This is a genomic window from Streptomyces coerulescens (assembly GCF_042657965.1).
GTDB lineage: Bacteria > Actinomycetota > Actinomycetes > Streptomycetales > Streptomycetaceae > Streptomyces > Streptomyces coerulescens.
Genome location: NZ_JBHSKM010000050.1, coordinates 170230 through 190185 on the forward strand (window position 1 = coordinate 170230; position 19956 = coordinate 190185).

The following is a 19956-nucleotide window of genomic DNA, read 5'->3' on the forward strand; positions in this document are numbered from 1 at the left end:
TGAGGCTGCGAGGGAACGTGATGCTTGGCTTGGGAGTAGGCCGTCGCCGAGAGAGGGCACGGATCGGTAATCGCACCTGCACGTCCCTGCTGCCTCCTGCGGTGCTACCCCACCTGGTCCGCGCGATCGGCGCGCTCGGTGTGATCTGCGCGATCAGCGCGCTCGGTGTGGTCTGCGCGATCGGCTCGGTCCGCGCGATTCGCTCGGTCGGAGCGTCGCTGCTGGCCAGGTTGCGGTCGTTGCAGCCGGCCCTGACCCGCGTGGTTGCGGGATACCGCGTCCACCGCATCCGCGAGACGGTCGAGCACGGCGGTCGCCTGCTCGTCGCTGATGGTGAGGGGTGGAAGGAGCCGTACGACGCTGGAGTGGCGGCCGCCGAGCTCGACGATCAGGCCACGTCGCAGGCACTCGCGCTGGATGGCGATCGCGAGTTCGGGGGCTGCCGGTCGAGGGTGGTGGTCCTCGCCGCCCTGCATCGCCGCCGCTGCGGTGGGTGCTGCCGATACCGTGGGTGCTGCGCGGCCGGCAGGGGCGACGCCTGCCGGTGTACCGCCCACAGCCCGGTCAGGGTCGGGGCCCATGAGCCCGCCAGCCCCACTCCTACGACCGCCGATACCCCCAGGGCTGGCCGAACCTCCTGGCACGGCCCGTTCGTCCGCTCCCCCATGCCAGTACGGAGCGGCCAACGCCTCGCCGCGACCCGCCAGGACCGACGACCGCTCCCTGTCACGCACAGGCTCTGCCTCCGGCTCCACCACCTCGACGCCGATCATCAATCCCCTCCCACGCACATCCCCGATGCACTCGAAGTCATCGGCGAGTCCGCGGAGTTGGTGCAGCATCCGCGCGCCCAGGTCAGCCGCGCGCTCGGCGAGGCGGTGCTCACGAACGTAGGCGAGGGTCGCCATGCCGGCGGCCATGGCGAGTTGGTTGCCGCGGAAGGTGCCGGCGTGGGCGCCGGGTTGCCAGGCGTCCAGATCGTCGCGGTAGACGATGACCGCCAGCGGCAGGCTGCCTCCGATGGCCTTGGAGAGGACCATCACGTCGGGGGTGATGCCGCTGTGCTCCACGGCCCAGAAGGAGCCGGTGCGCCCGACGCCCGTCTGGACCTCGTCGGCGATCAGGGGGATGGACCGGTCGGCCGTGATCTGGCGCATGCGCCGCATCCATTCGTCCGGGGCGGGGATCACTCCGCCCTCGCCCTGGACGGGTTCGAGGATCATCCCGGCGGGGTGGCGGACGCCCGACTTGGGGTCGTCGAGGACGGACTCGGTCCAGCGGGCGGCGAGTTCGGCGCCGCGTTCACCACCGACGCCGAAGGGGCAGCGGTAGTCCTGTGGGTAGGGCAGACGCGCGACCCGTACGTCGAAGGCGCCGCCGGACGCTTCGAGCGCGCCGGCGGTCATGCCGTGGTAGGCGCCGCTGAAGGCGAGGATGCCCGTTCGTCCGGTCGCGGCCCGGACGAGCTTGAAGGCGGCTTCCACCGCGTCCGTGCCGGCCGGTCCGCAGAACTGCACGCGTGCGTTGTCGGCGAGCCCGGGCGGCAAGGTGCGGAACAGCTCGGTGATGAAGGCGTCCTTGACCGGGGTCGCCAGGTCGAGGACATGCAGGGGGGCGCCGGAGTCGAGGACCTTGCGGATGGCCTCCAGAACCACGGGGTGGTTGTGTCCGAGCGCCAGCGTCCCGGCGCCGGAGAGGCAGTCCAGGTAGCGGCTGCCGTCCGCTCCCTCGATGGTCAGTCCACGTGCTCGCACCGGCACGATGGGCAGGGCACGTGCGTAGGTGCGCGCCGCCGACTCGCGCGCCGACTGCCGTCGCAGGATCCCCTCGTGTACGGCGCCCACCCCCGCCGACTCGGACGTGTCCCCGCGCACAGATTCGGTCACGGCCATGGCTCCCTGTCCTCCCGCTGTCCAGGGGCGAGCAGGTCTTTCACATCCTCGCCCGACCCGACATACGAAGCCCCGCGAGCGTCCACTCGAAACTCCGGGGAACTGGGCACAGGGGGCCGCTCACGGGCGGCGGACCCCCACGGCTACCAACCGTGGACCGTTCACCGGGTTACGGGTTGCTTCAAGATCCTTGCCGAGACGAAACCGTTGGTGGTCGGTCCGTGGCGACGGTGGCAGTGGCGTCTGGCGGTCACGGGGTGGTGGCTGTCCGGTTCCCACGCCCCCTGCTCCGTGTTGACGCGTTGTCGGCATCGACATATCCCGGCTCGGCGACGGCGTGCACGCCGATCCGTCGACGCTCGGCACCGACCGCCCACCCGGCCCGATCCACGGCGCCGTCACGAACCTCACCGTGACATCCGCCACCGAATAGGCCTCGGCCGGCAGGGGCAGTGCCCGACAAAACCGGACACCGGGAGACTTCAAATCGGCTGCTCTGCCAGCAAGTTGCCTGTTCAGACGGCTCGTAGCGAAACCGTTGCCGTTCCGTCGGAACTCACCCACAGCGAGCACATAGTGTGTGATGCCGTCCCAACGCGCCGTGACAGCACGGCCGGCGAGCGATCAGTGAGTGATCGGCAAGCGATCGGCGAAGCGTCACGGCGTGGCACCACGAACCGTCACCTCAGGGGGAGACAGATCATGCGATCGATACGGCCGTCGTTCACCGCCCGTCGAGGGAGGAGCGCGCGCCGCAGAACCTCCCCGCTGCCGCTGCTCGCGCTCGCGGCGGCGCTGACGCTCACCGTCACCGCCTGCGAGTCGGGCGGCACCGAGGCTGGTGGCGAGGCGAGTGCGTCCGCCGCGGCCGGGGGCGAGGGCAAGATCACGATCCCGGACGACATCAAGGACCAGCTCAAGGAACACGGGATCGATCTCGACAAGTGGAAGGACGGCGCCTGGAAGAACTGGGACCGGGACGACTGGCTGCGCGAGGCCAAGGACTACATCAACCCGATCATCGAAGGTCTGTGGGACCCGGACCGCATGCGCGACGCTGAGGACCCGGACCGGGGCGTCGACGACAACGACCTCTCCGGTGACCAGGGTGTGACCGACCCGACGCCAGAGCCAGTGGACGCGAAGGCCGTGTCGCCCACGTACCACGCCAACGCGCCCGAGGCCGGCAAGGTGTTCTTCGACTCCCCCGAAGGCACGATGGTCTGCTCGGCGACGGTCGTACAGGATCCGGCCAATCCCGGTAAGTCCAACATGGTGTGGACGGCGGGCCACTGTGTGCATGCCGGCAAGAGCGGCGGCTGGTACCGCAACATCGCGTTCGTCCCGTCGTACAACGACAAGGCCCTGGGGGCGGCCGCGATGGAGAACGCCACCAAGGAGCAGGCCGCGCCGTACGGCGTCTGGTGGGCGGACTGGGCGCAGACCTCGGACCAGTGGATCGCGCAGGGCGGTCCGACGGGCGGGGACGGCGCGCCGTACGACTTCGCCGTGCTCCATGTGAAGCCGGAGGCGGGCGGCAGCGGTAAGTCCCTGGAGGAGACGGTCGGTTCGGCCCTCCCTGTGGACTTCAACGTGCCGGCCGTCCCCGACGTGGACAGCATCAAGGCCGTCGGCTACCCGGCTGCCGCGCCGTTCGACGGCCAGAAGCTGTACCAGTGCGAGGACCAGCCGGGTCGGCTGTCTCTCAGGGCGTCCGACCCGACCATGTACCGCATCGGTTGCACGATGACCGGCGGTTCGTCCGGTGGCGGCTGGATCGCGGCGGGCTCGGACGGCAAGCCGGCGCTGGTGTCCAACACCTCGATCGGGCCGGTGGACGCGGGCTGGCTGGCGGGTCCGCGGCTGGGCAAGGAGGCCAAGGCCGTGTTCGACGGGGTGAGCGAGAAGTTCACCGGTCAGTGATGCGCACGGAAACTCGGAGTTGACAGCGACGACGGCGGTGGGACGGTAGGGGACCTCAACGGTGGAACCACGGCTCCCCGGGGAACCCGGCGCCTGGAAGCAGGCGTCACCAGGGTGAAACCTTCACCTTCTCACCGCCGTTCGATCTCAACTCCACGGGCATAGTGGGTTGTCGCGTCCGGGGGGCCGCGCAGAAATGGCAGAGGGCCCCCTGCGGGGCGAGCAAGCATCCGCCATCAAGGCGCCCATCGCAGCACCACGCTTCAACGGGGGTTACAGCACCATGCGTTCCACGCGTTCCGTACCATCGCCTGCCGCTCCACATCGCGGGCGGCGTTCCCTCCTCGCCGCCACCGGCCTGGTCGCCGCGCTGGCGCTGACCGCGACCGCCTGTGGCGGCTCGGCCGGGGACTCCACGAGCGACCGGGCCGGCGCCGCCGCCTCGCGGGCCGCCGGGGCCGAAGACGCCGGTGGCGGCATCCAGATCCCGTCCGAGATCGCGGACAAGCTCAAGGAGCACGGGATCGACGTCGACGAGTGGAAGGACGGCGCCTGGAAGGACTGGGACAAGGACAAGTGGCTCAGTGAGGCCGAGGACTTCGTCAACCCGGTCATCGAGGGCCTGTGGAAGCCTGAGCGGATGCAGTCCGCGAAGGAGGCCAACAAGACGGTCACCACGCAGGACGACGCCGCCGATCAGGGCGTGAGCGATCCGGAGCCGGCGCCCGTCCAGGCCACGGCCGAGAAGACGCCGTACCACGAGAACGCCGCGCCCGTCGGCAAGGTCTTCTTCGACACCCCCGACGGCCCGGCCGTCTGCTCGGGCACCGTCGTCAAGGACGTCAACCACCCCGGCAAGTCCAACCTCGTCTGGACGGCGGGCCACTGTGTGCACGCCGGCCAGGGCGGTGGCTGGTACCGCAACATCGCCTTCGTCCCGGCGTACAACGACCTCGGCAAGTCCGAGGCGGAGCTGGGCAATGCCACGACCACGGAGATCGCCCCCTACGGCAACTGGTGGGCCGACTGGGTCTCGACCTCCAGCGAGTGGATCCAGGGCGGCTCGGAGACGGGCGGCGCGGGGGCCGCGTACGACTACGCGGTGCTGCATGTGAAGCCGGAGTCCGGCGCGAAGTCCCTGGAGGAGACCACCGGCGCCCTGGACGTCGACTTCACCGCCCCGTCCGCGACGGAGGTCGACACGATGGGTGCCTGGGGCTACCCGGCGGCGCCGCCGTTCAACGGGCTGAAGATGTTCAAGTGCGTCGACCGTCCGGGCCGTCTCTCGCTGAGCCCGGCCCTGCCGACGATGTACCGCATCGGCTGCACCATGACCGGCGGTTCCTCGGGCGGCGGCTGGTTCCGGGTCGTCAATGGCGACACCAAGCTGGTGTCGAACACCTCGATCGGCCCGGAGGACAACACCTGGCTCGCGGGCCCCCAGCTCGGAGCGGGAGCCGAGACGCTGTACCAGAACATGAGCAGGACATACGGCGGCCGGTGACCAGCGCGCACTGAGCACACACGGAAGGCCCGCCCCCCTGCGACAGGGGGCGGGCCTTCCTCAGTTCTGGCGGTTGTGGCCGGCTCAGGCAGTCGGCGCCGGAACGTACGGTGCGAGATCCGCCGCCAGTTCCTCGTGCACCCGGACCTTGAGCAGTGTGCCCTCCGGGGTGTGCTCCTCGGAGATCACCTCGCCCTCGGTGTGGGCGCGGGCGACCAGCTTGCCGTGGGTGTACGGCACCAGGGCCTCGATCTCGACGGACGGCCGCGGCAGCTCGTTGTCGATCAGGGCCAGCAGTTCGTCGATGCCCTGGCCGGTGCGTGCCGAGACCGCGATGGAGCGCGTCTCGATCCGCATCAGGCGCTGAAGGGTCAGCGGGTCGGCCGCGTCCGCCTTGTTGATCACGACGATCTCCGGTACGTCGACCGCACCGACGTCCCTGATCACCTCGCGCACGGCGGCCAGCTGCTCCTCCGGGTTCGGGTGCGAGCCGTCCACCACGTGCAGGATCAGGTCGGACTCGCCGACCTCCTCCATGGTGGAGCGGAACGCCTCGACCAGGTGGTGCGGCAGGTGCCGTACAAAACCGACCGTGTCCGCCAGCGTGTACAGGCGGCCGCTCGGGGTCTCGGCCCGGCGCACGGTCGGGTCCAGGGTCGCGAACAGGGCGTTCTCGACCAGGACGCCGGCGCCGGTGAGACGGTTGAGCAGGGAGGACTTGCCGGCGTTGGTGTAGCCGGCGATGGCGACCGAGGGCACCTTGTGGCGCTTGCGCTCCTGGCGCTTGATCTCGCGGCCGGTCTTCATGTCCGCGATCTCCCGGCGCATCTTGGCCATCTTTTCGCGGATCCGTCGCCGGTCCGTCTCGATCTTGGTCTCACCGGGACCACGGGTGGCGAGGCCGCCGCCCTTGCCGCCGCCCATCTGCCGGGACAGCGACTGGCCCCAGCCGCGCAGCCTCGGCAGCATGTACTGCATCTGCGCGAGCGCGACCTGCGCCTTGCCCTCTCGGGACTTGGCGTGCTGGGCGAAGATGTCGAGGATCAGCGCCGTGCGGTCGATGACCTTGACCTTGACGACGTCCTCGAGGTGGATGAGCTGGCCCGGGCTGAGCTCACCGTCGCAGATGACGGTGTCGGCGCCGGACTCCAGCACGATGTCCCTGAGCTCGTAGGCCTTGCCGGAGCCGATGTAGGTGGCCGCGTCGGGCTTGTCGCGGCGCTGGATCACGCCGTCGAGCACGAGCGCGCCCGCGGTCTCGGCGAGGGCGGCGAGCTCCGTCAGTGAGTTCTCCGCGTCCTGCGCGGTCCCCGAGGTCCAGACACCGACGAGCACGACCCGCTCCAGTCGGAGCTGGCGGTACTCGACCTCGGTGACGTCCTCGAGCTCGGTGGAGAGGCCCGCCACGCGGCGCAGAGCCGCACGCTCGGAGCGGTCGAACTGATCGCCGTCCCGCTCTCCGTCGATCTCGTGGCTCCAGGCGACGTCCTCTTCCATCAGGGCATCGGCCCGACGGCCGTCGGCATAGGTGTGCGCGAAACGCTGCGTGTCCTGGGAAAAGGAAGAAGAGGAGGTCATTGGGTCCTTACGTCGATCGGGAATCCATTTACGGCGGCGGTGGCAGCGGCACCGCGGTACGAATCCGAGGCACCCGGAGATCTGATCCGTCACTGCTCACAACGCACGAGCGCCCCGGGAGATTCCCGCGGGCCGTGCCGCGCCGACCCGATGATGGTCGCACGGCACGGCCCGTCTCGTCACCGCCTTATTTCCCGGCCGAACCGGTCCCACTCCCCGGCCGCCTGACCGGCCACCGGTCCTACTTCCCGACCGCCTTCCGGGCCACCGGTCCTACTTCCCGGCCGCCTTCCCGGCCGCCTTCCCGGCCGTCTTGCCCGCCGCCTTGCCGATCGCTTTCCCGGCGGTCTTCCCGGCGGTCTTCCCTGCCGTCTCCTTCGCCGCCTTCTTGACCGCCTTCTTGACCGCCTCCGAGGGGTCCACGGACTTCCACTCGGGCCGGCCGGGCATCGGCGGGGTCTTCTCGCCGTACAGCCAGGCGTTCATGAACCCGTCGAGGTGGCGTCCGGAGACCTCCTCCGCGAGCGCGACGAAGTCCGCGGTCGAGGCGGAGTCGTCGCGGAAGCGGCTCACCCAGAGGCGTTCCAGCCGCTCGAAGGCCGGTGCGCCGATCTCCTGGCGCAGGGCGTACAGGACCAGGGCCGCGCCGTCGTAGACGTTGGGCCGGAAGATCCCGTTCTTCTTGCCCGGCGCGGGCACCTTGGGCGCCGCGGGGGGTCCGCCGGCAGCGCGCCAGCGGTCGGACGCGGCGTACGCGGCCTTCATCCGGGCCTCGAACGGGCGGTCCGCCTTCTCCGCCGAGTACAAAGCCTCGTACCAGGTGGCGTGCCCCTCGCTGAGCCACAGATCGGACCAGGTGCGCGGGCTGACGCTGTCGCCGAACCACTGGTGCGCCAGCTCATGCACCATGATCGACTCGACGTACCACCGGGGGAACGCGGTCTGTGTGAAGAGTTCCCGCTCGAACAGCGACAGGGTCTGCGTCTCCAGCTCGAAGCCCGTGTTGGCATGGGCCATGAGCAGGCCGTACGTCTCGAACGGGTATCGCCCGACCTTCTTCTCCATCCAGGCGATCTGACCGGGGGTCTTCTTCAGCCACGGTTCGAGCCGCTCGCGGTCCTCGGCGGCCACGACGTCCCGTACGGGCAGTCCGTGCGGTCCGTCGCGATGCACCACCTTGGAGCGGCCGATGGACACCTGGGCGAGCTCGGTGGCCATGGGGTGCCGGGTCCGGTACGTCCAGGTCGTCGAGCCGCCCGCGCGGTCCACGTCGGTCGGCAGACCGTTGGCGACGGCGGTGTAGCCGTTGGGCGCGGTGACCCGGATGGTGAACAGCGCCTTGTCGGAGGGGTGGTCGTTGCACGGGAACACCACGTGCGCGGCGTCGGCCTGGTTGGCCATGGCCAGCCCGTCCGTCGTCCGAACCCAGCCTCCCTCGCGCTCCTTGCCGTAGACGGGGTCGCTGGTGTGCTTCACGGTGATCCGCATCCAGCTGCCGTCGGGCAGCGGCTGTCCGGGTGTGACCACGAGGTCCTCACCGGCGCTGCGGAACGACGCGGGCTCTCCGTCGACCTCGACGGAGTGGACCTTGCCGTGAGCGAAGTCCAGATTGACCCGCTCCAGATCCTCGGTCGTCCAGGCGTCGATGGTGGTGACGGCCTGAAGGGGCTTGTCGTTGGCGCCTGGATAGGTGAAGGACAGGTCGTACGACGCCACGTCGTAGCCGGGGTTGCCCAGATGCGGGTAGAGACGGTCACCGACGCCCAGGGGCGCGGCCGGAGCACTGGCGGCGAGCAGGCTGAGGGAGACAGCACCGGCGAGCATCGCGGGCACCTTGAGACGCCGGCGAGGACGGGCGGCGCGCTGAGCCTTGTTGCGGGGGTTGTGCAGCATGGACCAGGGCTATCAGCGCACAAGCACAGGACGTCGACGACGCGCAACCGCCCCACTCGAACGGGTATGTCAGGTGGGTGCACATCCGAACGCGCATGTCAGTGCGCCGCACTCCCGGCTGCGCGCCTTCACGCCCCCTGTGTCTGCGGCTGGGCCCTGCTGACGTCGTACACACCGGCCACATTGCGCATGGCACGCATGAGTCCCGGAAGCAGTGCGGCGTCCGGGAGTTGGACCGTGTAGGTGTGACGCACCCGCTGCTGCGACGGGGGTTCGACGGTCGCCGAGACGATTTCCGCGCCCTCCTGGGCCATCGCTTCGGTGAGGTCGGCCAGGAGATGCGGGCGAACGAACGATTCGGCGACCAGGGTGACCCGGCATTCCGCGGTCTCTCCCCAGCGCACTCCGATCTCCGCGCGCCCCGCACCCTTCATACGCTCCACCGCTGCGCACTCGACGCGATGAACCGTCACCACTCCCCCGCGGACGGAGAACCCGGTGACCTCGTCGGGTGGCACGGGCGTACAGCAGCCGGCGAGACGCACACTCGCGCCGGGCCGGTCGACAAGTGCGTTGGCGGCGGAGCGGCCGACTGAGGGCACGGGCGAGCCCTCCGCGGCGGCCGCCGGGCTCGCGTGCCCGTCCGCCTCGCCCCGGAAGGCCACGTCGGCGTCCTTGGCCCCCGCGGTCGCGTGCGTGGGATGCGCGGCCAGCCACCGCTGGATGGCGATCCGGGCGGCGGGCGTGTGGGCGTGCTCCAGCCACTCCCTGGAGGGCTCCGAGGCCGGATCCTGCCCCATGAGCAGCTGAACGGTGTCGCCGTCCCGCAGCACGGTGCTGAGGGTCGCCAGCCGCCCGTTGACCCGGGCCCCGATGCACGCGTGCGCGTCCTCGCCGTACTGCGCGTACGCGGCGTCCACACAGGTCGCGCCCTCGGGCAGCCCCAGGGTGCCGCCGTCGGGCCGGAAGACGGCGATCTCGCGGTCCTGGGCGAGGTCCTCGCGCAGCGTGGACCAGAAGGTGTCCGGATCCGGCGCCGCCTCCTGCCAGTCGAGGAGGCGCGACAGCCAGCCGGGCCGCGTCGGGTCGGCGCGCTCACCGTCGCCGGCGACGGCCTGCTCCTCCCCGGAGGGCGCGTAGGGGTTGCCGAGCGCGACGACACCGGCCTCGGCGACCTTGTGCATCTGGTGGGTGCGGATGAGGACTTCGGTGACTTGTCCGTCCTCGCGGGCGACCGCTGTGTGCAGCGACTGGTACAGGTTGAACTTGGGGACCGCGATGAAGTCCTTGAACTCCGAGACGACGGGGGTCATACAGGTGTGCAACTCGCCCAGTACGCCGTAGCAGTCGGCGTCCTCGTTCACCAGCACCAGCAGCCGTCCGAAGTCGGCCCCGCGCAGCCGTCCGCGCTTGCGGGACACACGGTGCACGGAGACGAAGTGCCGTGGCCGGATGAGGACTTCGGCCTGGATGTCGGCCTCGCGCAGGACACCGCGCATCTGTTCGGCCATCTCCGCGAGCGGGTCGTCGTCGCGGGAGGCGTTCTCGACGATCAGCTCCCTGGTGTGCTCGTACTCCTCGGGATGCAGGATCGCGAAGACGAGGTCTTCCAGCTCCGTCTTGAGCGCCTGGACGCCGAGCCGTTCGGCGAGCGGGATGAGCACGTCACGGGTGACCTTGGCGATGCGCGCCTGTTTCTCGGGGCGCATCACGCCGAGCGTGCGCATGTTGTGCAGCCGGTCGGCGAGTTTGATCGACATCACGCGGACGTCGTTGCCGGTGGCGACGAGCATCTTGCGGAAAGTCTCGGGCTCGGCGGCGGCGCCGTAGTCGACCTTCTCCAGTTTCGTGACGCCGTCGACGAGGAAGCGCACCTCCGCGCCGAACTCGGCACCGACCTGATCGAGTGTCACATCGGTGTCCTCGACGGTGTCGTGCAGCAGAGAGGCCGTCAAGGTCGTGGTCTCGGCACCGAGTTCGGCGAGGATCAGGGTCACCGCGAGGGGATGCGTGATGTACGGCTCGCCGCTCTTGCGCATCTGGCCGCGGTGCGAGGACTCGGCCAGCACATAGGCGCGGCGCAGTGGTTCGAGGTCCGCGTCGGCGTGGTGCGCGCGGTGGGCGTCGACGACATGGCCGATCGCGTCGGGCAGCCGGTCGCGTGAGGCGGGGCCGAGCAGCGCCGCCCGGCCGAGGCGGCGCAGGTCGAGGCGGGCGCGGGCCTTCCTGCGGGGCACGGCAGGCGGGACAGGGCCTGCTACCGGGCCTGGCGTCGCGGAATTCGTTGCCTCCGCACTCATGGGCACCTCCGGCTGCGTTAACCGGCGGACGGGGTACCCCATGGCGGACACGGCTCAGGGGATGGCGGCTTGTCCCCCGTCCGGGCCGGTGCTTGATGCTACCGAGCCCACCACGCGCGACCGACCGCCTCTGGCCGAGCGTGAAACGGATCACCCATTCGAGCGAGGGTTTGCAGGTTTACGATTTTGCGCCACGCAACCAGCCGGAGTTCGCATTTTCCAACGCTGTCAGGGCGTCAGAACCCCTACTCCCCAACCACAGATGCCTCAAGGCCGCACTTCCCGGCCCCGCGACCACTCAGCGAGCGATCGTTTCCAGCCACTCCGGGTCGAGCTCGCCCTCGGCCACGATCACCGCGGGACCGGTCATCTCGATCTCGCCGTCGGGCCGCTCGGTGATCACCAGGGTGCCGCCGGGCACCTCGACGGTGTACGTGACGGGTGCACCGGTCACTGCCGGGTCGGTGCCGTCCCGGCGCGCGGTGGCCACGGCGACGGCGCACGCGCCCGTGCCGCACGACCGGGTCTCACCGGAGCCGCGCTCGTGCACGCGCAGGGCGACATGCCGGGGTCCGCGGTCGACGACGAACTCGACGTTGACCCCGTCCGGGTAGGCCGAGGCCGGGCTGAACGGCGGCGGGGAGTACAGGTCGCCGGCGTGCGCGAGGTCGTCCACGAAGGCGACGGCGTGCGGGTTGCCCATGTTCACGTTCCGTGCGGGCCAGCTGCGCTCGCCGACACTCACCGTCACGTCGCCCTCGGGAAGACGCGCCTTGCCCATACCGACGGTGACGTCGCCGTCCTTCGCGATGTGCACGCTCTTCACGCCCCCGCGCGTGGCGATCGCGAGGTCGCCCTCGGTGGTGTGACCGGCGTGCTGGAGGTAGCGCGCGAAGACGCGTACGCCGTTTCCGCACATCTCCGCGATCGAGCCGTCGCTGTTGCGGTAGTCCATGAACCACTCCGCCTCGGCCGCCATGTCCTTGGCCTCGGGGTGCGCCGCGGACCGCACCACGTGCAGCAGTCCGTCACCGCCGATACCGGCGCGGCGGTCGCACAGGGCGGCGACGGCGGCCGGGGACAGGTCGATGACGTTGTCCGGGTCCGGGACGATCACGAAGTCGTTCTCGGTGCCGTGGCCCTTGAGGAAGGCGATGCGCGTGCGCGTGCTCATGCATCGATCGTAAGTGAAGGCGGTTCCTCGCTGCGGGCCGGTCACGCCCACCTCGCTGCGGGCCGGTCGCGCCCACGCGGTGGAGCCGCACATCGGCACGGCCCCGCACCCCGTCCGGGGACGCCTCAGCGCAGCCTTGCCACCCGCCACACCGCGAGAACCACCACTGCGGCGACGACCAGGACGTATGCCAGCACCACGCGCCAGTCGGGTCTGCGCCCGGAGCCGCGCTGCGGCAGCCCGGGCCAGGTGTAGCCGACCCGGCGGGCGGCCATCATGCCCCAGCCGGCCGCGCAGGAGCAGATGAGGAGCCCCAGCATGGCGATCACGGCCCCGCTGTCGCCGAAGTCGAAGGCCAGCGGGAAGGCGAACATCAGGGAGCCGACGGCGGCCAGGCCCACGATGGGCGCCAGCTGCCAGATGCGCAGTCGGCGCTGCGGGCGCAGCTCGACCTCGACCTCGGGACCGCTCGCGTACATCTCCTCGGGCTCGGGACCGTCGTCGGTGACGCCGACCTCGGTCTCGTCGGGCCCGTCCGAGCTCAGACGGTCGCCTTCCGGTTCCCGCTCACCCGTGTCGGTGGTGACGTTCTCGGTGCCTTGTGCGGTGTCGCGAGGGCCGGCCTCCATCGCCACGCGCCCTCCCAACTCGGACTCCACTTGGTCGATCGAAGCTCGATGATGGCATGGCGTCGGAGGCCGGGAAGACGGCCGGAGCGTCCCGATGCCATCACGTGATCAGGCTGTAACCGGTCGTTCGACCAACGCCAGTGCGAGATGCGGAAGTTCTGTGAGATCTGCCGCAGCCCCACTGAGCCAGTGCACCCGGGGGTCGCGCCTGAACCATGAATCCTGGCGGCGCGCGAAGCGTTTGGTGGCACGGACGGTCTCGGCCTGCGCGGCTTCGAGGGTGCATTCACCGGCGAGCGCCGCGAGCACCTGCTGGTAGCCGAGCGCGCGCGAGGCCGTACGCCCCTCACGCAACCCCTGCGCCTCCAGTGCGCGCACTTCGTCCACGAGCCCGGCGTCCCACATCCGGTCCACCCGGCGCGCGATGCGCTCGTCCAGCTCGGGGCGGGCCACGTCGACGCCGATCTGGACGGTGTCGTAGACCGAGTCATGGCCCGGGAGGTTGGCGGTGAAGGGTCGGCCGGTGATCTCGATCACTTCGAGTGCCCGGACGATACGGCGGCCGTTGCTGGGCAGGATCGCGTGCGCGGCCTCGGGGTCGGCGGCGGCCAGGCGGGCGTGCAGCGCCCCGGAGCCGCGCAGCGCGAGCTCCTCCTCGAGACGGGCCCTGACCTCGGGGTCGGTGCCGGGGAACTCCAGGTTGTCGACGGCACCGCGGACGTACAGCCCGGAGCCGCCGACCAGGATCGGCCAGCGGCCCTCGGCGAGCAGGGCGTCGATCCGCTCCCGTGCGAGGCGCTGGTACTCGGCGACGGACGCCGTGACCGTCACGTCCCAGATGTCCAGGAGGTGGTGCGGGACTCCCTCGCGCTCCTCGGGCGTCAGTTTGGCGGTGCCGATGTCCATCCCTCGGTAGAGCTGCATGGAGTCGGCGTTGACGACTTCGCCGCCGAGTTGCCGGGCCAGGAAAACGCCCAGATCGGACTTTCCGGCCGCGGTGGGTCCGACTACGGCGATGACGCGCGGGGCGGGGGGTGCACTGCTCACCGCCCCAGTCTCGCAAACCTCACGGGGTGGCCTCGAACGAGTTACGTGACGGCACGCGCGCGGGGTCGTTGCGTGTTGCGAGGTTTTCGCCGCCGGTTTCACGGAGGCGGCCACCCGGGGGCGCGATGGAACGCACCGGACGACGCGGGATTTCGCCCGCACGAGTAATGTATGGAGTGGATATGGGCGTTTTCGCACGACTTTTCCGGCGGTCGAAGGCCACGGAAGAGGCGTCAACCGTCGAGGCTCAGGCCGACACACCAACGGCCGAGCAGGCGGAGGAGGAGACGGCAGAGGCGAAGGGGTCGGCCGAGGCCAAGTCCGAGGAGGCGGCCCAGTCGGCTGCGGAGGAGTCCGTCGAGGCCGACGGTGACGACGGGGTCGAGATCCCCAAGCAGCAGTCCGCCGACGATGCCGCCGACAGCGAGGCCGGTGAGAGCGCCCGCACGTAACTGCCCCGCGCGGGAAGGTGAACGATGGGTCTGATGGACAATTTGAAAGCCAAACTCGCCCCGGCCAAGGGCAAGGTCTCCGACTTCGCGCAGCGGCACGAGGAGCAGGTGCACCACGGCCTCGACCGGGCCGCGCGGGCCGTCGACGAACGGACCAAGGGCAAGTACAGCGAGAAGATCCACACGGGCACGGGCAAGGCCAAGGGCGCCATGGGCCGTATCGCGCACCACAAGGGCGACGACCCGGCAGCCGGTGGCAGCACGCCGCCGCAGGATTCACCCCCGCCTACCACCTGAAACGGCACTTCGACGGACGGCCGCGGAGCTTCACGGCTCCCGGCCGTCCGCCGTTTTGCGTCTCCGGTGCGGCGGCGCCTCGGCGGGCTCACCGCCCCGTGCCTACGACCAGGTGGCGACCAGGTACCCGACCCCGTACGGCGCGTCCTCGTACAGCAGGGCCCCGGACAGTCCCGCTTCCTCGGCGGCGCCCGCGAGGACCTGCCAAGGTGCGCGGCCCGAGACCTTCAGTTCGTGCGCGAGTTCGGTGTCCAGCGTCTTGAGCGCGGCCAGGTCCGCCTTGCCCAGCGCTCGCGCGACGGACTCGTCGAAGGGTGCCGCGCGCTCGTCGAGGTAGCCGGGAGCCTTGAGCGTGCGGCAGGCGCTGGCGTCGCCCATCACCAGCAGCGCCACCCGTTCGGCCCGGGCGGCGACACCCCTTCCGATTTCAATACACCGCTCGGGCGTCAGAGGTTCCCCCACTGCGAGTCCCTCGATCGGGGCGTCCGCCCAACCGGTCCGCTCCAGCAGCCACGCGGCGACGGCCAGCGAGGTCGGGAGCGGGCGTTCCGACGGCACGGAAGCGTCGGTGTCCGCCTCGGGCCGTCCCAGCCGGACGTCGATGTCCACGCCGAAGCCGTGGAAGGAACCCCGCGCCCCCTCGGCGTACGCCCCGTGCTCGCTCTCGTCGCCTGGCCCCACGACCACGAGCAGGTCCGGCCGGGCCGCCGCGAGCAGGCCCAGCGCGTCCGTGCAGGCGGCGCGCGCGGGGTCGAGCTCGGGTGCGGCACCCGCGGCGACGCCGGGCACGAGGAGCGGGGGGCAGGGGCAGACTGCGGCGGCGACGAGCATGATCGGCAGGGTAACGCCGTACAGCCGCCGAGTGTCAGTCCTCGATCAGCACGTCGGAGAGGTCGATCAGTGTGAGGAGGAGAACGACGAGCTTGCCGTCGCTGATCACGTACTCGACGAAGAGGTTGCGCGAGAGGGCGATCTCCCGTGTCGACTCGTCGCCGCGGACGGGGTGGGAGAGCTTGTGCCGCGGGTCGGTCACCAGTATGGCCAGGCCGCGTTCCAGCACGTCACGCCGTTCGGCGGGCAGGCTGTCACGCACTTGAGCGGCTTCTTCGGTGAACGCGACTCGGTACGGCAACATCTGATACTCCTCTCCTCCCCGCATTGTGGCAGGCGGTCAGTCGCAGCCGCAGCCACTCCCGGTGGCCACCGGCAACGGCGCCGGAACCCCGATCTTCGGCAGTCCCAGCATCACGCCCGCCGGCTTGGCGGCCTCGGCGGTGTTCCGCTTCTCCCAGGCGTCGCCCGCGCGTGTGCGGCGCACGTCGAGGACGGCACCCTCGGCGAGGAGGTGGTGCGGGGCGGCGTAGGTGATCTCGACGGTGACTACGTCGCCGGGGCGGACCTCCTGGTCGGGCTTGGTGAAGTGGACCAGGCGGTTGTCGGGGGCGCGGCCGGACAGGCGGTGCGTGGCGCCGTCCTTGCGGCCCTCGCCCTCGGCGACCATCAGCTCCAGGGTGCGGCCGATCTGTGCCTTGTTCTCCTCCCAGGAGATCTCCTCCTGAAGGGCCACGAGACGCTCGTAACGCTCCTGGACGACCTTCTTGGGGATCTGGTCCTCCATGGTCGCGGCCGGGGTGCCGGGGCGCTTGGAGTACTGGAAGGTGAAGGCCTGCGCGAACCGCGCCTCGCGGACGACGTGCAGCGTCTGCTCGAAGTCCTCCTCGGTCTCACCGGGGAAGCCGACGATGATGTCGGTGGTGATCGCGGCGTGCGGGATGGCGGCGCGGACCTTCTCGATGATCCCCAGGTATCGCTCCTGACGGTAGGAGCGGCGCATCGCCTTCAGGACCGTGTCCGAGCCGGACTGGAGCGGCATGTGGAGCTGCGGCATGACGTTGGGCGTCTCGGCCATCGCCGCGATCACGTCGTCGGTGAAGTCGCGCGGGTGCGGCGAGGTGAAGCGGACGCGCTCCAGGCCGTCGATCTTTCCGCAGGCCCGCAGTAGCTTGCTGAACGCCTCGCGGTCGCCGATGTCGGAGCCGTAGGCGTTGACGTTCTGGCCGAGCAGCGTGATCTCGCTGACGCCCTCGGCGACCAGGGCCTCGATCTCGGCGAGGATGTCGCCGGTGCGGCGGTCCTTCTCCTTGCCGCGCAGGGCCGGGACGATGCAGAAGGTGCAGGTGTTGTTGCAGCCGACGGAGATCGACACCCAGGCCGCGTAGGCGCTCTCGCGCCGGGTCGGCAGCGTGGAGGGGAACGCCTCCAGCGACTCGGCGATCTCGACCTGCGCCTCCTCCTGCACGCGTGCGCGCTCCAGCAGGACCGGCAGCTTGCCGATGTTGTGCGTGCCGAAGACGACGTCCACCCAGGGCGCCCGCTTCACGATGGTGTCGCGGTCCTTCTGCGCCAGGCAGCCGCCGACCGCGATCTGCATGCCGGGCCGGCTCGCCTTCTTCGGGGCGAGGTGGCCGAGGTTGCCGTACAGCTTGTTGTCGGCGTTCTCGCGGACCGCGCAGGTGTTGAAGACGACGACGTCCGCGTCGCCGTCGGAGCCCTCGGGCGCACGCACGTAACCGGCGTCCTCGAGCAGGCCGGACAATCGCTCGGAATCGTGGACGTTCATCTGACACCCGTAAGTGCGCACCTCATAGGTGAGATTTCCGCGGGCTTCCACTGCCGGGCTCCGGTCACTGCTGCTGGTCATGCGTTCAAGGGTAGGCGGTCGGCGGAGGGCCCTTGTCCCGTACTCCGGTCGGCGAAGGAGCCTTGTCCCTCACTCCGGTCGGCCGTACGACACCGGGCACCGGGTGATCCCTACCTGGCGGCTCCGGGTTCGCCGTCCTGTATGCGCCGCACGACCTCCCCGAGCCCGTCGGCGACGGTCGCGAGCTGCTGGGGTGTCAGGACGTCGATGAGCAGCTTGCGCACGAGGGCGACATGGTCCGGCGCGGCCCGCTCCAGCATCCTGCGGCCGGCGTCGGTGAGGACGGCGTAGACCGCGCGTACGTCGCTCGTGCAGGAGCGCCGGGTGACCAGGCCGGCCTTCTCCAGCTGGGTGATCTGGTACGTCAGACCGCTCTTGGAGTTGAGGAGCGCGTCGGCGAGGCCGCTCATGCGCATCTCGCGGTCCTGGGCGGCTTCGAGGCGCACGAGGATCTCGTACTGGAGGTGTGTGATCCCCACGTCGTCCTTGAGCTGCTGATCCAGCCGGCGGTTGACGAGCGAGCCGGCGGCCACGAAGGCGTGCCAGGCGCGCTTCTCTTCCTCGTTCAACCACTGGGGTTCGACCATGCGTCAACGTTAGCGCGGTGGTTCACATTCGAACTCGGCGTCGGGTGCGGCCGCCGGGTGTGATCGGCGCAACACGAAGCAACTTGCTCAAAATTTGAAACTTCACGCTAGGGTCGAGGCATCGGGTTCAAATTTGAACCTGCCGGGCCCACGCAAGGAGTACTCATGGACGCCGCCCCCTCAGCAGGTCACTCCCGCTCCTCCGGCCACTCCTCCCCCACCGCTTCGATCCGCACCCGCGTGACCATCCCGCTCCGGTTCGCCGACGGCTATGAGGTCACCGCCGACGCGGTCACCTTCCACGGCCTGGCGGACGGCGAGGAGCATGTGGCGCTGGTCCTCGGCGATCCCACGGCCACGCCCGCCCCGCTGGTGCGACTGCACTCGGAGTGCCTGACCGGGGATGTGTTCGGCTCCGCCCGCTGCGACTGCGGCCCGCAGCTGCGCGAGGCCGTGGAGCGCATCGCGACCACCGGCGGCGTCCTGCTCTACCTCCGCCAGGAGGGCCGCGGCATCGGTCTCTACAACAAGCTCGACGCCTATGCCCTCCAGGACGCCGGCCTGGACACCTACGAGGCCAACACCGCGCTGGGCCTGCCCGAGGACGGCCGCGACTACACCGCCGCCGCCCAGATGCTCACCGCCCTCGGCATCGGCGACCTGGATCTGCTCACCAACAATCCCGACAAGGCGGGGCAGTTGCGCGACCTGGGCGTCTCCGTGCGCCATGTGCGGCCGACCGGCGTCTTCGCCACCGACAGCAACGTCCGCTATCTGCACGCCAAGGCCGAGCGGACCCACCACACCATCGCGCTGCCCGAGCAGGCCGGTCCGGGCGCGTTCTCCACGCTGGCCGGCTGACCGTCCCGGCCCGGCAGGAACGGGCCCGTCCCCTCCCCGGAGCACTCCCCATGCCCTCTTCCCTCGCCCGTGTCGCCACCGACGCCGCCCCGCGCTACGCCAAGCAGCTCGCCTCCCACTTCGGCCGGAAGATCCCCGTCGAGGAAACACCGGACGGCGGCCACCGCCTCACCTTCCAGAACACCGACGTCGTCCTCGAACCACGGCCCGCGCACCTGCTGATCCGCGTCACCGCACCCGACCCGGCCACGCTCACCGCCATCCGGGACGTCGTGGGCAGCCACCTCGAACGCTTCGGGCGGCGCAACGAGCTGATCGTCGCCTGGGACGAGCCCACCGCTCAGGAGAACCCCGCTCAGGACTGACGCGCCCGCGCCGTTGGCTCGCGCGGCAAGACGGTCATCCTGCTCTGACGCCGCCCGGCGCCGTACGCTCACGCGCCGTCGACCGCCGCGCATGCGGGCGCCGTACGGTCATGCGCGTTCGGCCACCGCCGCCGTCAGGGCCGTGGACCTTCGGCCACCGGCGCCGCCATGGCTATGCGCCTTCGGCCACCGATGCCGCCAGGACTATGCGCCTTGGTCCACCGGCGCCGCCAGGGCTATGCGCCCTCGGCCGCCCACCCCTGGCGGCGCAGCACTCCCGACACGTCCGGTGCCTCGTAGTGCTCGCCTTTGAGGACCTTGCCGTCGGCCCGGCGGGCGACCTGGCCGTCGGGGCCCAGCTTGGTCATGTTGGAGCGGTGGATCTCGGCCAGGACGGCGTCGAGGTCGATCCCATGGACAAGGGCCGTGCCGTACGCGACGTAGACGACGTCCGCCAGCTCGTGCGCGAGCCTGTCGAGCGGGCCGGTGACGGAAACCTCGGCGACTTCCGCGGCCTCCTCGGCGAGCAGCTCTCCTCGGTGGGCGGCGAGGTCCTCGGACACCTCGGTCGGCGTACTGCGCGCGGCCAGCCCGAAGGCGAGGTGGAATTCACGGACCAGGTCTGCGGGCGAGGAACTCATGCGGCGACTGTATCGACCGGGCGGGTCGGTCCCGGCCGCCGCCCCGATCATGGTGGCCGTAGGTCACAGTGACCGCTCCCTGTGACCTCGGCCCTGGTCAGCACCGCGTACC

At 70.4% G+C, this 19956-nt stretch carries 18 protein-coding genes; 6 read left to right on the plus strand and 12 right to left on the minus strand.

The window, feature by feature from the left end:
• Positions 1-104: 104 nt before the first annotated feature.
• Entirely contained in the window at positions 105-1892 is a 1788-nt protein-coding gene (locus tag ACFPQ9_RS43020) for a diaminobutyrate--2-oxoglutarate transaminase family protein (protein WP_380865572.1), read from the minus strand.
• A gap of 702 nt (positions 1893-2594) precedes the next feature.
• Between ACFPQ9_RS43020 and ACFPQ9_RS43025 the strand changes: the two genes are divergently transcribed.
• Both ACFPQ9_RS43025 and ACFPQ9_RS43030 read left to right on the plus strand, forming a co-directional pair.
• Positions 2595-3815, plus strand: a complete 1221-nt coding sequence (locus ACFPQ9_RS43025; protein WP_380865575.1) for a trypsin-like serine peptidase — start codon at positions 2595-2597, stop codon at positions 3813-3815.
• A 283-nt stretch (positions 3816-4098) separates the two neighbouring features.
• On the plus strand, positions 4099-5319 hold the full coding sequence (locus ACFPQ9_RS43030) for a trypsin-like serine peptidase (protein WP_380865578.1): 1221 nt from the start codon (positions 4099-4101) through the stop codon (positions 5317-5319).
• 84 nt (positions 5320-5403) lie between these two features.
• On the opposite strand, the gene hflX is transcribed toward ACFPQ9_RS43030, so the two are convergent.
• From hflX to miaA, 6 genes are all read right to left on the minus strand, one after another.
• Positions 5404-6897 (minus strand): GTPase HflX, encoded by a 1494-nt coding sequence (hflX, locus tag ACFPQ9_RS43035; protein WP_380865581.1) that lies wholly within the window; start codon positions 6895-6897, stop codon positions 5404-5406.
• A gap of 273 nt (positions 6898-7170) precedes the next feature.
• Positions 7171-8790 (minus strand): M1 family metallopeptidase, encoded by a 1620-nt coding sequence (locus tag ACFPQ9_RS43040; protein WP_380865583.1) that lies wholly within the window; start codon positions 8788-8790, stop codon positions 7171-7173.
• A gap of 128 nt (positions 8791-8918) precedes the next feature.
• Complete coding sequence (locus tag ACFPQ9_RS43045) at positions 8919-11090, minus strand: RelA/SpoT family protein (protein ID WP_380865586.1); 2172 nt, start codon at positions 11088-11090, stop codon at positions 8919-8921.
• A gap of 298 nt (positions 11091-11388) precedes the next feature.
• Positions 11389-12264 (minus strand): diaminopimelate epimerase, encoded by an 876-nt coding sequence (gene dapF, locus ACFPQ9_RS43050; RefSeq protein WP_380865589.1) that lies wholly within the window; start codon positions 12262-12264, stop codon positions 11389-11391.
• 125 nt (positions 12265-12389) lie between these two features.
• Positions 12390-12893 (minus strand): hypothetical protein, encoded by a 504-nt coding sequence (locus tag ACFPQ9_RS43055; RefSeq protein ID WP_380865701.1) that lies wholly within the window; start codon positions 12891-12893, stop codon positions 12390-12392.
• Positions 12894-13001: 108 nt separating this feature from the next.
• A complete protein-coding gene (gene miaA, locus ACFPQ9_RS43060) occupies positions 13002-13940 on the minus strand; it encodes a tRNA (adenosine(37)-N6)-dimethylallyltransferase MiaA (RefSeq protein WP_380865591.1) in 939 nt (312 codons plus the stop codon).
• Between the two features lie 182 nt (positions 13941-14122).
• Here miaA and ACFPQ9_RS43065 point away from each other — a divergent pair, with 182 nt between their 5' ends.
• Both ACFPQ9_RS43065 and ACFPQ9_RS43070 read left to right on the plus strand, forming a co-directional pair.
• Complete coding sequence (locus ACFPQ9_RS43065; protein WP_380865594.1) at positions 14123-14392, plus strand: hypothetical protein; 270 nt, start codon at positions 14123-14125, stop codon at positions 14390-14392.
• A gap of 24 nt (positions 14393-14416) precedes the next feature.
• Complete coding sequence (locus ACFPQ9_RS43070) at positions 14417-14689, plus strand: antitoxin (protein WP_380865597.1); 273 nt, start codon at positions 14417-14419, stop codon at positions 14687-14689.
• A 102-nt stretch (positions 14690-14791) separates the two neighbouring features.
• Here the strand turns inward: ACFPQ9_RS43070 and ACFPQ9_RS43075 are convergent, their stop codons facing one another.
• From ACFPQ9_RS43075 to ACFPQ9_RS43090, 4 genes are all read right to left on the minus strand, one after another.
• Entirely contained in the window at positions 14792-15520 is a 729-nt protein-coding gene (locus ACFPQ9_RS43075) for a class III extradiol dioxygenase subunit B-like domain-containing protein (RefSeq protein ID WP_380865600.1), read from the minus strand.
• A 34-nt stretch (positions 15521-15554) separates the two neighbouring features.
• Positions 15555-15824, minus strand: coding sequence for a hypothetical protein (locus ACFPQ9_RS43080; RefSeq protein WP_380865603.1), 270 nt, complete (start codon positions 15822-15824; stop codon positions 15555-15557).
• Between the two features lie 36 nt (positions 15825-15860).
• Positions 15861-17390, minus strand: coding sequence for a tRNA (N6-isopentenyl adenosine(37)-C2)-methylthiotransferase MiaB (gene miaB / locus ACFPQ9_RS43085; RefSeq protein ID WP_380865606.1), 1530 nt, complete (start codon positions 17388-17390; stop codon positions 15861-15863).
• A 110-nt stretch (positions 17391-17500) separates the two neighbouring features.
• Positions 17501-17977: a MarR family winged helix-turn-helix transcriptional regulator gene (locus tag ACFPQ9_RS43090; RefSeq protein ID WP_380865609.1), complete on the minus strand. Its 477-nt coding sequence runs from the start codon at positions 17975-17977 to the stop codon at positions 17501-17503.
• A 165-nt stretch (positions 17978-18142) separates the two neighbouring features.
• Here ACFPQ9_RS43090 and ACFPQ9_RS43095 point away from each other — a divergent pair, with 165 nt between their 5' ends.
• Positions 18143-18838, plus strand: coding sequence for a GTP cyclohydrolase II (locus ACFPQ9_RS43095; protein WP_380865612.1), 696 nt, complete (start codon positions 18143-18145; stop codon positions 18836-18838).
• Between the two features lie 50 nt (positions 18839-18888).
• Positions 18889-19203, plus strand: coding sequence for a DUF2218 domain-containing protein (locus tag ACFPQ9_RS43100; protein WP_380865615.1), 315 nt, complete (start codon positions 18889-18891; stop codon positions 19201-19203).
• Between the two features lie 236 nt (positions 19204-19439).
• On the opposite strand, the gene ACFPQ9_RS43105 is transcribed toward ACFPQ9_RS43100, so the two are convergent.
• Positions 19440-19844 (minus strand): pyrophosphohydrolase domain-containing protein, encoded by a 405-nt coding sequence (locus ACFPQ9_RS43105; protein ID WP_380865617.1) that lies wholly within the window; start codon positions 19842-19844, stop codon positions 19440-19442.
• Positions 19845-19956: the final 112 nt, after the last annotated feature.

Coding starts and splice junctions, on each gene's coding strand:
- ACFPQ9_RS43020 (WP_380865572.1), bottom strand. CDS start 1,892: ATGGCCGTGACCGAATCTGTGCGCGGGGACACGTCCGAGTCGGCGGGG.
- ACFPQ9_RS43025 (WP_380865575.1), top strand. CDS start 2,595: ATGCGATCGATACGGCCGTCGTTCACCGCCCGTCGAGGGAGGAGCGCG.
- ACFPQ9_RS43030 (WP_380865578.1), top strand. CDS start 4,099: ATGCGTTCCACGCGTTCCGTACCATCGCCTGCCGCTCCACATCGCGGG.
- hflX (WP_380865581.1), bottom strand. CDS start 6,897: ATGACCTCCTCTTCTTCCTTTTCCCAGGACACGCAGCGTTTCGCGCAC.
- ACFPQ9_RS43040 (WP_380865583.1), bottom strand. CDS start 8,790: ATGCTGCACAACCCCCGCAACAAGGCTCAGCGCGCCGCCCGTCCTCGC.
- ACFPQ9_RS43045 (WP_380865586.1), bottom strand. CDS start 11,090: ATGAGTGCGGAGGCAACGAATTCCGCGACGCCAGGCCCGGTAGCAGGC.
- dapF (WP_380865589.1), bottom strand. CDS start 12,264: ATGAGCACGCGCACGCGCATCGCCTTCCTCAAGGGCCACGGCACCGAG.
- ACFPQ9_RS43055 (WP_380865701.1), bottom strand. CDS start 12,893: ATGGAGGCCGGCCCTCGCGACACCGCACAAGGCACCGAGAACGTCACC.
- ACFPQ9_RS43065 (WP_380865594.1), top strand. CDS start 14,123: ATGGGCGTTTTCGCACGACTTTTCCGGCGGTCGAAGGCCACGGAAGAG.
- ACFPQ9_RS43070 (WP_380865597.1), top strand. CDS start 14,417: ATGGGTCTGATGGACAATTTGAAAGCCAAACTCGCCCCGGCCAAGGGC.
- ACFPQ9_RS43075 (WP_380865600.1), bottom strand. CDS start 15,520: ATGCTCGTCGCCGCCGCAGTCTGCCCCTGCCCCCCGCTCCTCGTGCCC.
- ACFPQ9_RS43080 (WP_380865603.1), bottom strand. CDS start 15,824: ATGTTGCCGTACCGAGTCGCGTTCACCGAAGAAGCCGCTCAAGTGCGT.
- miaB (WP_380865606.1), bottom strand. CDS start 17,390: ATGACCAGCAGCAGTGACCGGAGCCCGGCAGTGGAAGCCCGCGGAAAT.
- ACFPQ9_RS43090 (WP_380865609.1), bottom strand. CDS start 17,977: ATGGTCGAACCCCAGTGGTTGAACGAGGAAGAGAAGCGCGCCTGGCAC.
- ACFPQ9_RS43095 (WP_380865612.1), top strand. CDS start 18,143: ATGGACGCCGCCCCCTCAGCAGGTCACTCCCGCTCCTCCGGCCACTCC.
- ACFPQ9_RS43100 (WP_380865615.1), top strand. CDS start 18,889: ATGCCCTCTTCCCTCGCCCGTGTCGCCACCGACGCCGCCCCGCGCTAC.
- ACFPQ9_RS43105 (WP_380865617.1), bottom strand. CDS start 19,844: ATGAGTTCCTCGCCCGCAGACCTGGTCCGTGAATTCCACCTCGCCTTC.